Here is a 13,403-nt window from a genome sequence, read left to right on the forward strand (position 1 = left end):
TCACCTGAGAAGAAGCGTGTTCTCGCTCGCGCGGCCGGCACGTCGTGCCGCCGCGACATCGTTGCTCAGGTGAGCGCTCGGGGCGGTTTACGCAGGCTTGCGGGCTCTATGCCCGAAGCAAGCACGGCACCGGTAACGTCAAGACGGTGCGAATGAACCGCGGGAGGCAAACATTGCGAGGCTGCAACCAAAGCGGCCCCGCCGCAGCACCCCATGCCCGCCCCGCAACAACCGTCTACGCATCCGTCCGCATCGATCGGCGCTGCGCCCGGCGGCCGACCTGCGGTCAGGATAAGCTCGTGCGGGATAGATCCGATAGTCTCGGCAAGAGAGGCCTTGGTGAAGTCAGCCTCTGCAAAGACGTCCTTGGTGAACGCAGCCTTGGTGAGGTGGTGCGCCACCGGCGCATGGGCGCCGTGAGGCACCGCATGATGATGAACGTGGACATGTCCCTGCAGGCGGTGGGCCTGGTCGGCATGGGCGCGGGCCAAGGCAGGCGAAAATTGAACGGCGATCAAGACGATCACCGCACAAATAAACTGCCAAAGCTTTGGGTTCGCGTTCATCATGCTCACAATATCACAGGGCTCTCGGCACTGCATAGGTCAGGTTAAAGATGGCTAACGCGTACCGCAGGCCATTCATCTTTCTGTCGTCTTCAGGCCAGCAACGGTTCACGAGGCTTTGATGAACGGGGCCGCTGGTCCAGACAGGGTGTATATTCACGCTCGAAACTGAATACTATTACGGTCCGCATCCGTTCAGGACGCGCCCCGCAACCTCAGTTGAATTTGGCTTGCACGGTTTTGCCGTCGGGCGAGGTCAGTTGCACGACCCCCTTCGGCTGCGCCGACAGCGCATCGCTGGCGGTTCCGGAAAGCCGCGCGCTTCCGGCAGGTTCCATCGCAATGCGCTGGGCTTTGCCATTCACGACAAAGATGCCAATGGCCTTGAATCCGGTTGCCGCGATCGGCTTCTGGTTCGCATCGCTGATGTAGAGATCGACCTTTTCGGATTTCGAAACCAGCTCGACATGATACGAGCCGGCATCCTCGACCCTCCCGCCATTCGTGCCGTGGTGATCGTGCGCCCAGGCACTGGCGGACGAAGCCACGAGCGCAGCAACCATTAGAAACTTCTTCATTGTCATTCTCCAGATGTTCGGTTGCCGACAGGCGTCAAAGGTATGTGGGCAAGGTGGATCAACGGCGATCCACCCGAGGTGGTAAGCCGGCCGACGGCTGTCGGCCGGCTTTTTGTCGTTAGTGGTGGTGGTGACCGTGGTGGTGATGATGGCCGTGGTGATGATGGTGATGGCCATGATGATGATGGCCATGCCAACGCCAATGCCAGTGATGGCCATGATGGTGATGACCGTGATGGTGATGGCCGTGGTGATGATGACCGTGATGGTGATGCCAATGCCCCGCGCTGCTTGCGGAGACGCCGGCGACCAGGATGACGGTTGCAGCGACTGCAGAGAGGATTGCTTTACGAAACGACATGGTAGCTCCTTGGGTTGTGGTAGCAGGGGATCTGCTCCGTAGTTCGAACCCTATGATCGTTGTCGGCGGCTGAACGTGAGCTGAAACACGTTGGTGCACTCGCCTCTACTTGAAGCGTGGACATGCAAGCGAATTCGCAAGGCAAATCAGACACGAACTGAACATTCATCTCGGCATGCGCCACAATGACGCGCGTCGAAATTGCTTCGTCGTCGATCGTGTCGATGTGTCGAATCGTGTGCATGGCTGTTTGACGCGCGCGTCATTCACATCGTTCATGGAAAATTTCTGAACGGTTGTTCAGGTGTCCGCTCGGCGATGAAGGGAAAGACGATCGCCAGCACTATTGAAGGTCGCAACCAGCGCCGCGACATGGCGCAATTCCTTGCTGCTCACTTGCGACGTCGGCCGTAGTGAAACTCGGGTTCGGCAAATAGTCGGTTCGGCTCGATGGAGAACCAGGCAAATGGACGTTGTGATGGAAGCTGATCTGACCGCCTTGAAAGGCTGGTACAGTTGGGTGGGTTCGAACCACCGACCTCCTGTTCCACAGACAGGCGCTCTAACCAACTGAGCTACAACTGCATCCTGCGCGAAGCCCTTGGGAAGGATTGCTTCGGCTATCCGTGATGACTACAGCAGGCATCATCGACTGAATGTGAGTTACCGCACACAACGGATCGGACGACGCGCAACAGCCGCGCCGACAACCTGCACATGATCCTTTGGCCGCGACAAAACGACCCGACGGGCAAATCACTTCTGGTTTACGGAAATCATGTCAAGCCCTGAAGTAAAAAATATTTCTGTTTTACAGAAGACCAAATCAGTTTATATGAGAGCCATCCCGTCCTACTCAGAAGGGCGTCGGCCGTCGTCACGGACGTTGGACGGGTTGCGGTGGACGCTGGTTTGCGCTGAGACGATGGCGCGGATTAGCGTACGGCAAAACCGTGTGGTCCTGGCACCCGTTGCAGGTGTCAAGCTGTCGGGTAGGCGAGAGCTGAACCGGTGGTGACGGAGTCAACCAAGAACTCGTCTCCGGGGAGATCACGGCATAAGCCGTAAAGCCATTGCGCAGGGAAGGCCGGGTGTTCTCCGCTGCCCTGTATGCTCGTGTGCACTTTGTTTTGTGCAAACCGCGGGTGCAGCGCGCACCCGGTCTTCCCTGCGCCCTCTCAATGAGAGGGCGGGAAGTTTCCAGCAAACCTCGGGCGCATCGCGTCGCGAGATCGCGAAAGTGCGTTTTGTATGATGGTGGCACAACGAACACCGCCGTCGTCCCGGCCTTGGGCCGGGACCCATAACCACAGGAAGCAGTTTTGCGAATGGTCTCTGCTACTGAGCTTCACAGAGGGATCACGCGGTATGGGTCCCGGCGTTCGCCGGGACGACATCTCCGTACGTTCAGTTGCACCCTACTGCAGGACCATCAACGTGAACGGATAGACGTAAGCCTGCAGTGTCACCAGCCCGCCGACCAGACACGCCAGCACGATCGAATGCAGGAACACATAACGAAGGATCGAGCCTTCGTGGCCATACCAGTTGGTCGCTGTCGAGGCGACGACGATCGATTGCGCGTCGATCATCTTGCCCATGACGCCGCCGGAGGAATTGGCGGCGGCCATCAGGATCGGCGACAGGCCCAGCTGCTCGGACGTGATCTTTTGCAAATTGCCGAACAGCACGTTGGAAGCAGTGTCCGATCCCGTCAGCGCCACGCCGAGCCAGCCGAGCAAGGTGCCGAAGAAGGGATAGAGCACGCCGGTTGCCGCGAAGGCCAGGCCGAGCGTGGCATCGACGCCGGACAGCCGCGTCAGCGTGCCGATCGCCAGCATCGCCGAGATCGTGATCAGCGAGATCGCGCACAATTTGATGGTGCGGCCGTATTCCGCAATCATCTTCGCCGGCGAGAAGCTCATCAGGAAACCGGAAATGATCGCGGCGATCAGCATGCCGGTGCCGGTGAACGACAGATAGGTGAAGTCGAACAGCGCGGCTTCCGGTGTCGGCTTGGCGGCGACCGGCGGCACCTTGTTGATCAAATTGTGCAGGTCGGGGACCTGATATTTCCAGACGAAGCTGGCGTTCGCCCAGGTCTTGAATCCGCCATTGCCCCAGATCAGCATCACCACGCAGACGATGATCCATGGCAGCAGCGCGCTCCACAATTCGCTTTGCGTGAGCGGCGTCTTGTCCATCGGCTTCGGCGTCGTCATGGTCGCGGCCGATTCATCCTTGCCGCGCAAGGCGGGCGACAACCAAAGCTCCCTGGGCTGCCACACTTTCAGGAACAGGATCAGGCATCCCATCGAAATCAGCGAAGCCCCGATGTCGACGATCCAGGGGTTGATGTAGTTCGAGATCACGAATTGCGGGATCGCGAACGAGACGCCGGTGACCAGAATCGCCGGCCACACGTCCTTCATGCCTTTCCAGCCGGCAAAGGCCCACACCACCCAGAACGGCACGATCAGCGAGAAAAGCGGCAATTGCCGGCCGACCATCGCGCCGAGAATGTAGGGATCGAGACCGGTGACCGAGGCCAGGCCCTGGATCGGCGTGCCCAGCGCGCCATAGGCAACCGGCGCGGTGTTGGCGATCAGCGACAGGCCGGAGGCCGCCAGCGGCGAGAAGCCGAGCCCGATCAGAACCGCGCCTGTGATCGCAACCGGCGTGCCGAAACCGGATGCGCCCTCGAAAAATGCGCCGAAGGCGAACGCGATCAGGAGCAATTGCAGGCGACGGTCGTTGGTGACCCCGCCGATGGCGCGCTTCAACAATTCGAAGCGGCCGGTCTCGACCGTAATGCGGTAGAGGAAAATGACATTGAGGACGATCCAGCCGATCGGGAAGAAGCCGACCACCACGCCGAGCAGCGATGCCCGGACCGACATGCCCGCGGGCATGTGGTAGATGGCAATGGTGACGATGTTGGCGACGATCAACGCAGTGATGGCCGCGATGTGCGCCTTGACCTTGCCGCTGGCGATCAGCACCAGCAATGTGACCACCGGCACGGCGGCGGCAAGCGTCGACAATGTCGCGTTGTCGAGTGGATTATAGACTTGATCCCACATGTTCGGATTCTCCCCGGATTATTATTGGGCACCCGGCCGTGTGGACGGTCCGGCGTGCCTGGCGCCAGCGGAAACGTTGCTCTCGTCCGCGAGATCGACTGCTGGTTCGGCAGTTCGCCGAAACCCGCTCACAACCTCGCGAAGTCCAGAGGTCCCCCGCCCCTCGCCGTGGCAGCCATGCTAGGGTCAACCCGGTAGCTGCGACAAGCCGCCGCAGGCTGCGAAATCTGCTACTTTAGTCCAAAAACCCTGATTCTTCCGTTCTTTCAGGCCTTTAAGGCCACCTCCCGGAGACGACAATCTGTGAACAGCATCCGCTCGACGCTCGCGACCGTATGGCGGATCGCCGCTCCCTATTTCCGTTCCGAGGACAAATGGGCCGGCCGCGCGCTGCTTGCTGCAGTGATCACGATCCAACTGGCGCTGGTCGCGATCGACGTCCTCGTGAACCAGTGGCAGAATCGCTTCTTCAACGCGCTGCAGGAATACAATTGGGACGTCTTCGTCAGGGAGATCGGCGTCTTTTGTTTGCTGGCAAGTTGCGCTGTCGCGCTTGCCGTCTATCAGCTCTACCTCAATCAATGGCTGCAGATTCGCTGGCGGCGCTGGCTGACCCGGCACTATCTCGGCGAATGGATGCACGGCGCCAATCACTACCGCATGCAATTGCAGGGCGACGCGGCCGACAATCCGGACCAGCGCATTGCCGATGACGTCAGGCTGTTCGTCGAGCGGACGCTGGATATCGGGCTCAGTCTTTTGAATTCGGTGGTGACGCTGCTTTCCTTTGTCATCATCCTGTGGGGGCTGTCGGCAGCCGCCCCCTTGCACCTGTTCGGCAAGGAGTACGCCATCCCGGGCTACCTGGTCTGGGGCGCGCTGATCTACGCCGTCCTCGGCACGGCGCTGACGCAATGGATCGGCTCACCTTTGGTGCGGCTTGATTTCAAGCAGCAGCAATTCGAGGCCGACTTCCGCTTCAACCTGGTTCGGGCACGGGAGAACTCCGAGCAGATCGCGCTGTTGCAAGGCGAGCGCGCGGAGCGCCTGGGGCTTTGGGCGCGCTTCCACCATGTGATCGAAAACTGGTACGGCATCATGAGCCGGACCAAGCGGCTGACCACGTTCACCGCGAGCTATTCGCAGGCCGCGGTGATCTTTCCCTACATCCTGGTGGCGCCGGCCTTCTTCGAAAAGAAGGTCCAGCTTGGCGGCCTGACCCAGACCGCGTCCGCATTCGGCAGCGTGCAATCGGCGCTGTCGATCTTCGTCACCATCTACCGCACGCTGGCCGACTGGCGCGCCATCGTCGCCCGTCTCGACGGGTTTGAAGCAGCCATCGCGAGCGCCACGGCGCTGCAGAAATCGAGCGAATCGATCGACGTCGTCGCATCCCAGGGCGGCACAGCGATCGACCTGCGCGAGCTCACGCTGCGTCTGCCCAACGGCACGGCGCTGGTCTCGGCCGATGCCTTAAGCCTTCGCGGCGGCGAACGTACGCTGCTCACCGGCCCGTCGGGCTCCGGCAAATCGACCCTGTTCCGGGCCATCGCCGGCATCTGGCCGTTCGGCAGCGGCTCGATCGCCATCCCCGCCGGCGCGTCTGTCATGATGCTGCCGCAGCGGCCTTACTTCCCGATCGGATCGCTGCATGGGGCGATCGCCTATCCCGGCGCAAACGAAACCTTCAGCGCCGATCGGGTCAGGGAAGCGCTTACCCTGGTCGGCCTGCCCAAGCTTGCCGGGCGGCTGGAGGAGGAATCGCACTGGAACCGGATGCTCTCGCTTGGCGAGCAGCAGCGCCTCGGGCTGGCGCGCGCGCTGTTGCACGCGCCGCAATATCTGTTCCTCGACGAGGCGACGGCCTCGCTCGACGAACCCTCGGAAGCCGCGCTGTACAATTTGCTTGGCTCGAAACTGCCGCAAACTACCATCGTCTCGATCGGCCACCGCTCGACGCTCGAGGCCTTCCACCAGCGCCACGTCGCCATGGTCCGCGACGGCGACCAGTTCACGTTGCGGGAAGCGGTCAGCGCCCAGCCGGCGTAAGCCTGATAGCCGTCCCGGACTACAGCCAGCGCCGCGGCCACGGCTGGCGGCGGATCCAGCGATGCCAGACCAGCGCGAACGCGGCCAGAAGCGCCGCGCCCGCCAGCACCGGCACGAACAGAAACGTCCAGGGCAGATTGCCGGAAACCACCAGCAGCGGATTGATACCCGCCGGCGGATGAAAAGTACCGGTCACATACATCGCCAGAATGGACAGGCCGACCGCGGCGGCCGCGGCCCAGGCATGCGGACCCAGCAACTTCAGCACGGCGAGGCCGACCAGGGCGCTGACGACATGGCCGCCGATCAGCGCGCGCGGCTGCGCCGGCTCCGCGTCCGGCGATCCGATCACCAGCACGATCGAGGTCGCGAACGGAATGACCGCCAGCGGATATTGCGCGACCACCGAGAACCACTCCATGGCGCCGATCGCGAGCGCGCCGCCGAGGCCCGCGACCATCCCCGCCAGAACATTGCGGTGATCGTTGCGGGAGGTCGCGCCCGCGGTGCGCCGCCAATCCCATTTCATCGGAGCCGCCCCAAAAGCAAAGGGGCGGCAGATTGCTCTGCCGCCCCCAAAGGACTTTGAAAGGAAGTCTTCGAGAGAAAGGCCTTACTTCAGGTTGGTCAGCGCGGTCAGGTCAGCCGAGAGCTTGACGATGCCGGCTGCGCCGCACCAGTTCGAACCCACGCCGGACGGATTGATCGCAGTGACGTTGGTTCCGGTAAAGGCGTTGAGTTCGCCGCGAGCGGTGAAGTCGCTGGTGAAAGCGTTGCAATCGCCCTTCGACAGGTTGGTGTCGGAATAACGGAAGTCCAGCGTGAACACCTTGTAGGTGAAGCCGATGCCGATATTCCAGGTGTTGTAGTCGGCGTAGTTGATGCCGTTCGGGAATACTGCGGTTCCGTAGAACGAGTCCGACGTGCCCAGCCACTGGCGGCCGAACTCACCCGACACATACATGCCGAGGCCGCTGGTGCCGAACCAGGCGCTCGGCGCGATCGCCTTGCCGACTATCGAAGCATAGGTGCCTTCGGCGCCGCTGTTGAGGAAGCTCGGCGTATAATAGGCAGTGCCGCCCAGCGAGAAGTTGTCGTTGAAGGTGTAGTTCACCTTGCCGTAGACCTCGAAGAAGCTGACGTCCTTCTTGAGCACGTTGAGATTGAGCAGGGTGTTAGCCTGGCATTCGGGGCTGAGCGGAACGCCGGCGAAATCGGCGACAGCGCCGCCACCGTATTGGCAGGTTCCACCCGGATAGATGTAGCCCCAGGCGCCGACATCGAAAGCAAAGGCGCCGACCGTCAGGCGGGCACCGCCGTAGGCGTCGACTTCAGCGGCTGCACGGTTGGGGAACGAGATGCTCGCAGCGCCCAGGCCGACGTACAGCTGGAAGTCCTTGGTGACGTTGTAGCGTGGCTCGAAATAGGCGTTGACCGACGGCTTGTGGTTAGACTGGGTGATGCCGCGGAAGATGTAATCGTTGGTGATGCCGGCGCCGAAGGCGATATCCCAGGGATCGAACGCGACAGGCGGCGGGGCCTTCACAGCCTTGACACGCAAGTCTGCCGCGAGAGCCGAACCCGATACCATTGCCAGCGCCGTTGCTAACAAAGCCAGTTTCTTCATGACGATCCCCATCACCTTCTAGAACAGTCCCGTTCCGGTGGCCCCCCAGGGCGAGCGATAACCGACTGCAACCAAACTCAACGGCAATCTGGGACCTGCTGTCATGGGCGTGAAGCAAAAAAGACAATCATCTGCCGCCTTTTTAGGCGTTCTGCCTGTTTCGGAAAATGTTGTCTGCGGGTGTTGCATTCCCACAACAAGTTTGGCGGTCTTCGTGTCCGGCAGGCGACATCTGGAACCGGCAAAACAAGGGGTCAGCTGTCCGCTTGCCTGAACTGCGGCCGAATCAACAGCCTCCGTAGAATCCCGTAGTGAAATTGATCAGCCGGCCTCAAGAGAAAAGCCGCAGCGGTGGCCGCTGCGGCTTTCCGATAGATCAACCTTGACGGTCCGCGTTCAACCTAGTGTTGATCGCCGCCATTGGACGAGCCGGAGCCCCATGACGGGGTCGATGACTCCGAACTCGGCGTTGCCCAGCTCGGAGCGGGCGCAGCTTCGGGCTCTGGCGCCGGAGCCGCCACCGGGGCTGCCGGCTTGGGCGCAGCAGGCTTGGCGGCGGCTTTCTTTTTCTTCGCCGGGCTCTTCGCCACAGCTTTCTTGGCGGATTTCTTCGCGGCTTTCTTGGCAGCCTTCTTGGGCGCTGCCTTCTTGGCGGATTTCTTTGCGCTCTTCTTCGAAGCCTTCTTGGCCGACTTCTTTGCCGACTTCTTGGCGGCCTTCTTCGACGACTTCTTCGCAGACTTCTTCGCCGCTACCGCCTTCTTGGCCTTTTTAGCCTTCTTGCTTTTCTTGCTCTTCTTCGCTTTAGCCATCGTGGTCCTCCTGTTGCCGCTGGTCGTGTCAGTCGAGCGCTCGAATAGTCGGCCGATCGATTAGTTCAACGCCGGCCTTGTCAGTCCAGGCCCCTTCAACTCAGGTTTTGGACCTCCTGTCGCCCAATCGAGAAGCTCAATCGTGTGCACCACAGGAACTGACGTACCGCCGGCAATCTGCACCATGCACCCAATATTGCCCGCAGCGATCATGTCCGGTTTGACTGTCGCAATATTGGCGATCTTGCGATCGCGCAATCTGCTCGCAATGTCAGGCTGGAGAATGTTGTAGGTCCCCGCCGAACCGCAACACAAATGGCTCTCGGGTACATCTTTCACCACGAATCCATTCTTGGAAAGCAATTCTTTCGGCGCGTGCGTGATTTTCTGTCCGTGCTGCAGCGAACAAGCCGAGTGATAGGCGATGGTGACGTCGCCTTGCTGGCTCGATGGATGCAGATCGATGCCGGCGAGATACTCGGTGATATCCTTTGTCAGCGCGGATATCCGTGCAGCAGGGCCGGCGAATTCGCGGTCCTCGCGCAGCATGAAACCATAGTCCTTGATGACCGTGCCGCAGCCCGACGCCGTCACCAGGATGGCGTCGAGGCCACCTTGTTCCGCTTCGCTTTGCCAGACCGTGACGTTGGCGCGGGCGCGCGCCAGTGCGTCGCCGTCCTGCCCGAGGTGATGAGTGAGCGCGCCGCAGCATTGTTCATCCCTAACCAGCACCACCTCGATGCCGTGGCGCGTCAGGAGATTGATGGCGGCTTGGTTGATGCGCGGCGCCAGCACCTGCTGGGCACAGCCCTGCAGCAGCGCGACCCGCCCCCGCCTGCCGCCAATGGCCGGGAAAACACTGCCGGCGGCAGGTCCCGGCGCCGGCAGGCTGCCGGGCGCGAGCGCCAGCATCGCCTTGATCCGCCGCAGCAGGGTGGGTGTCGGCGGTGCGGTCTTCGGTGTCGGCAACAGGCCAGCGAACGGCCGGCCCAGCCGCGCCATGATCATGCTGGCGCGGAACAGACCCGGCCGCGGCAGCACAAAGGCCAGCACCGCGCGCAAGGCCCGCTCGCCCAGCGGCCTGGAATAATCCCGCTCGATCCTGACCCGCGCCTGATCGACCAGGTGCATGTAGTTCACGCCCGATGGGCAGGTCGTCATGCAGGCGAGGCAGGACAGGCAGCGGTCGATATGCTTGACCACCTCCTTGGTCGGCGGGCGGCCCTTCTCCAGCATCTCCTTGATGAGATAGATCCGGCCACGCGGGCTATCGAGTTCGTCGCCGAGCAGCACGTAAGTCGGACAGGTCGCGGTGCAGAACCCGCAATGCACGCAGGCGCGCAGGATCTTGTCGGCTTCAGCGATGTCAGGGTCGGCCAGTTGAGCGAGTGAGAATTCGGTTTTCATGTCGCGACCGCCCGCAGCAAGCGGCCCCGGTTGAGGATGTTCTTGGGATCGAAGCTCAGGCGGACGCGCTCGCTCAAGGCAGCCACGCCGCCGGATTGCGGATGGAACACGTCGACATTGCGCCGCACCAGTTCGGACGCCCGGACCAGCATCGCATGGCCGCCGGCGGCATCGACGCGCGCACGCAGCAGGGCCGCCTGCGCGTCCGGCTTGGGCGGCAACGCCGCCCAGATCAGGCCGCCGCCCCAATCGTAGATCACGTCGCCGCCGGTGTCGCGCGAAAGCTGCTGCCCGAGCGCGCCGCCGGAAGCCGGCGGACACACGATCCGCCACACCGGCCACGCCCCCAGCGCACCTTGGGCCGCAAACGGCAGGACATCGCGGATCGAACTCCAGATCGCGGCCGAAACAGCGTCTTGCAGGACCTCCACGGCGCCGAACGGCGCCAGCGCCTTGCCGAGCGAGCTGGCGCGGTCGGCGGCGGAAGCCGCGATGCCTTCGAGCCGCAGCAGGGTCGTCGCCTGCCCCGGCGCTCCGAGCCCGGCCAAGGCGCCGGCCGCGGGCCGGAACGCCTGATACGGCAGATGCGCCGCACCCGACACGTCGTAGGGCGAGCCCAGTGCCGCCGTCATCGCCCGGTTGGCGGTGACATCGTCGAGCCCGCGCAGCACCAGCGTGCGTTCGCTTTCGGGTTTCGGCATCACCTTCAACGTCACTTCGGTCATGACCGCCAGCGTGCCCCACGACCCCGCCAGCAATTTGCAGAGATCGTAACCGGTGACGTTCTTCACCACCCGCCCGCCGGTTTTGAAACTGTCGCCGAAGCCGGACACCGCATGCGCCCCCAAGAGGTGGTCGCGGGCGCCGCCGGCCCTGATGCGGCGCGGGCCGGCAAGGCCTGCGCCGATCATGCCGCCGATGGTGCCGGAGCCGGAGACACCGAGCAGCGCCGAGGTGTCCATCGGTTCGAACGCGAATTGCTGGTTCTTGCTGTCGATCAGCGACAGCACATCGGCAAGCGGCGCCCCCGCCTGGACCGTGATGATCAGCTCGTTCGGCTCATAGGCGGTGACTGCGTTCAGCGCCGACAGCTCAAGCAGGGCATTGGTCGCCATCGGCTGGCCGACCAGGCGCCGGGAGCCATGGCCAACGATCTCCAGCGGCTGCTCGCTGGCGATCGCCGCCCGCACCACCTGCTCGACGTCCTTGGCGTCACGTACTTTCAAAGTGTCCACGGTGCCAACATCTGCTTCTTGTTGTCATCGTCCGCGAAGGCGGACGATCCAGTAATCGCAAGCACCGCGGCTATGCACTGACGGCGCGGAATACTGGATACCCCGCCTGCGCGGGGTATGACGACCGAAAAATGGGTGAGCCTCATTCTTCAAAACCGCGGCAATTCGGGAAACGCCAGCCGGCCGCCGTGCACGTGCACGCGGCCGAGCTCGGCGCAGCGATGCAGGGTCGGAAACACCTTGCCCGGATTGAGCAGACCCTGGGCGTCGAACGCGCATTTCAGCCGCTGCTGCTGGTTGAGGTCGATCTCGCTGAACATTTCCGGCATCAGGTCGCGTTTTTCGATGCCGACGCCGTGCTCGCCGGTGAGCACACCGCCGAGTTCGACGCAGCAGCGCAGGATGTCGGCGCCGAACGCCTCGGCCCGCTCCATCTCGCCGGGCTGGTTGGCATCGTAGAGGATCAAAGGATGCAGATTGCCGTCGCCGGCATGAAACACATTGGCGACGCGCAGGTCGTATTTGGCCGAGAGGTCGCGGATGCGCGCCAGCGCCTTGGGCAGCGCGCCGCGCGGAATGGTGCCGTCCATGCAGAGATAATCAGGGGAAATCCGGCCCACGGCCGGAAACGCCGCCTTGCGGCCGGCCCAGAACAGGTTGCGCTCGGCTTCAGACGTGGAAATCTGCAGCGTGGTGGAGCCGCAGCCTTTGGCGATGGCCTCGACGCGGCCGATCAGTTCATCGACTTCGACGCCGGGACCATCGAGTTCGATGATCAAGAGCGCCTCGACATCGAGCGGGTAGCCGGCATGGACGAAGGCTTCGGCGGCGTGGATCGCCGGTTTGTCCATCATCTCCATGCCGCCCGGGATGATGCCGGCGCCGATGATGCGGGCCACGCATTCGCCGGCGGCCTCGACCTCGGCGAAGCCGACCATCAGCGCACGGGCGGTTTCCGGCTTCTGCAGAATCCGCACCGTGATCTCGGTGATGACGCCAAGCAGGCCTTCCGAGCCGGTGATGATCCCCATCAGATCGTAGCCTGCGTTCTCGGCCGACTTGCCGCCGATGCGCAGGATTTCCCCTGACATCAGCACGATTTCGCAGCCCAGCACGTTGTTGGTGGTCATGCCGTATTTCAGGCAGTGCACGCCGCCGGAATTTTCCGCGACATTGCCGCCGATCGAACAGGCGATCTGCGACGAGGGATCGGGCGCGTAATAGAAACCGGCATGCGCCACCGCCTGGCTGATGGCGAGATTGGTCACGCCGGGTTCGGTCACCACCACGCGGTTGTCGAAATCGATCTCGCGGATGCGCTTGAATTTGCCAAGGCCCAGCAGCACGCCATCGGCCAGCGGCAGCGCGCCGCCGGACAGCGAGGTGCCGGAGCCGCGCGGCACCACCTTGATGCCCTGCTCGAAGCAATATTTCAGGACTTTGGAGACCTGCTCCGTCGTGTCCGGCAACACCACGACCATCGGCGGCTGCCGATAGGCCATCAGGCCGTCGGACTCGTAAGGCAGCATTTCGGCTGCGCTGTCGATCACGCCCTCACCCGGCACGATCCCCCGCAAGGCGGCCACAATGGCGTCGCGGCGATCCAGAACGGCCTGATCGGAAGCCGGCATCATAATGGCCATGCGTTTCCTCCAGGGCCTAGCGCGTTATCGATTTGTCGCGGT

Annotated in this window: 10 protein-coding genes and 1 tRNA gene; 2 read left to right on the forward strand and 9 right to left on the reverse strand. The window is 62.6% G+C overall.

The features are described 5' to 3' along the window. Positions 1 to 65: 65 nt before the first annotated feature. From JQ597_RS03800 to JQ597_RS03815, 4 genes are all read right to left on the reverse strand, one after another. Positions 66 to 569 (reverse strand): hypothetical protein, encoded by a 504-nt coding sequence (locus JQ597_RS03800; protein WP_212262898.1) that lies wholly within the window; start codon positions 567 to 569, stop codon positions 66 to 68. Positions 570 to 781: 212 nt separating this feature from the next. Then, entirely contained in the window at positions 782 to 1,336 is a 555-nt protein-coding gene (locus JQ597_RS03805; RefSeq protein WP_249147211.1) for a hypothetical protein, read from the reverse strand. Between the two features lie 677 nt (positions 1,337 to 2,013). Then, a tRNA-His gene (locus tag JQ597_RS03810) sits at positions 2,014 to 2,090 on the reverse strand. Positions 2,091 to 2,923: 833 nt separating this feature from the next. Next, positions 2,924 to 4,588, reverse strand: a complete 1,665-nt coding sequence (locus JQ597_RS03815) for an L-lactate permease (protein WP_212262899.1) — start codon at positions 4,586 to 4,588, stop codon at positions 2,924 to 2,926. Between the two features lie 303 nt (positions 4,589 to 4,891). Between JQ597_RS03815 and JQ597_RS03820 the strand changes: the two genes are divergently transcribed. Further along, on the forward strand, positions 4,892 to 6,637 hold the full coding sequence (locus tag JQ597_RS03820) for an ABC transporter ATP-binding protein/permease (protein ID WP_212262900.1): 1,746 nt from the start codon (positions 4,892 to 4,894) through the stop codon (positions 6,635 to 6,637). Between the two features lie 19 nt (positions 6,638 to 6,656). Here JQ597_RS03820 and JQ597_RS03825 read toward each other — a convergent pair whose 3' ends face one another. Both JQ597_RS03825 and JQ597_RS03830 read right to left on the reverse strand, forming a co-directional pair. Then, a complete protein-coding gene (locus tag JQ597_RS03825) occupies positions 6,657 to 7,166 on the reverse strand; it encodes an HPP family protein (protein WP_212262901.1) in 510 nt (169 codons plus the stop codon). A gap of 84 nt (positions 7,167 to 7,250) precedes the next feature. Further along, positions 7,251 to 8,264: a TorF family putative porin gene (locus JQ597_RS03830; protein ID WP_212262902.1), complete on the reverse strand. Its 1,014-nt coding sequence runs from the start codon at positions 8,262 to 8,264 to the stop codon at positions 7,251 to 7,253. Between the two features lie 420 nt (positions 8,265 to 8,684). Here JQ597_RS03830 and JQ597_RS03835 point away from each other — a divergent pair, with 420 nt between their 5' ends. Continuing rightward, positions 8,685 to 9,140 carry a hypothetical protein gene (locus tag JQ597_RS03835; protein WP_212262903.1) on the forward strand — a complete coding sequence of 152 codons (456 nt, stop codon included), beginning with the start codon at positions 8,685 to 8,687 and terminating at the stop codon, positions 9,138 to 9,140. On the opposite strand, the gene glcF is transcribed toward JQ597_RS03835, so the two are convergent. The 3 genes from glcF to JQ597_RS03850 all read right to left on the reverse strand — a co-directional run bounded on the left by glcF (position 9,137) and on the right by JQ597_RS03850 (position 13,361). After that, positions 9,137 to 10,483: a glycolate oxidase subunit GlcF gene (gene glcF, locus JQ597_RS03840; RefSeq protein WP_212262904.1), complete on the reverse strand. Its 1,347-nt coding sequence runs from the start codon at positions 10,481 to 10,483 to the stop codon at positions 9,137 to 9,139. The genes JQ597_RS03835 and glcF overlap by 4 nt on opposite strands. Further along, positions 10,480 to 11,718: an FAD-binding protein gene (locus tag JQ597_RS03845; RefSeq protein WP_212262905.1), complete on the reverse strand. Its 1,239-nt coding sequence runs from the start codon at positions 11,716 to 11,718 to the stop codon at positions 10,480 to 10,482. Before JQ597_RS03845 ends, glcF begins: the two co-directional genes overlap by 4 nt. Before the next feature lie 149 nt (positions 11,719 to 11,867). Continuing rightward, entirely contained in the window at positions 11,868 to 13,361 is a 1,494-nt protein-coding gene (locus JQ597_RS03850) for an FAD-linked oxidase C-terminal domain-containing protein (RefSeq protein ID WP_212262906.1), read from the reverse strand. Positions 13,362 to 13,403: the final 42 nt, after the last annotated feature.

The sequence above is a fragment of the Bradyrhizobium sp. AUGA SZCCT0177 genome (genome assembly GCF_018130125.1).
Classification (GTDB): domain Bacteria; phylum Pseudomonadota; class Alphaproteobacteria; order Rhizobiales; family Xanthobacteraceae; genus Bradyrhizobium.

What these genes read in the sequence shown, in the direction of transcription:
- JQ597_RS03800 (WP_212262898.1), bottom strand. Translation starts at nt 569, where the DNA reads ATGATGAACGCGAACCCAAAGCTTTGGCAGTTTATTTGTGCGGTGATC.
- JQ597_RS03805 (WP_249147211.1), bottom strand. Translation starts at nt 1,336, where the DNA reads ATGGCCATCATCATCATGGCCATCACCATCATCACCACGGCCATCATC.
- JQ597_RS03815 (WP_212262899.1), bottom strand. Translation starts at nt 4,588, where the DNA reads ATGTGGGATCAAGTCTATAATCCACTCGACAACGCGACATTGTCGACG.
- JQ597_RS03825 (WP_212262901.1), bottom strand. Translation starts at nt 7,166, where the DNA reads ATGAAATGGGATTGGCGGCGCACCGCGGGCGCGACCTCCCGCAACGAT.
- JQ597_RS03830 (WP_212262902.1), bottom strand. Translation starts at nt 8,264, where the DNA reads ATGAAGAAACTGGCTTTGTTAGCAACGGCGCTGGCAATGGTATCGGGT.
- glcF (WP_212262904.1), bottom strand. Translation starts at nt 10,483, where the DNA reads ATGAAAACCGAATTCTCACTCGCTCAACTGGCCGACCCTGACATCGCT.
- JQ597_RS03850 (WP_212262906.1), bottom strand. Translation starts at nt 13,361, where the DNA reads ATGGCCATTATGATGCCGGCTTCCGATCAGGCCGTTCTGGATCGCCGC.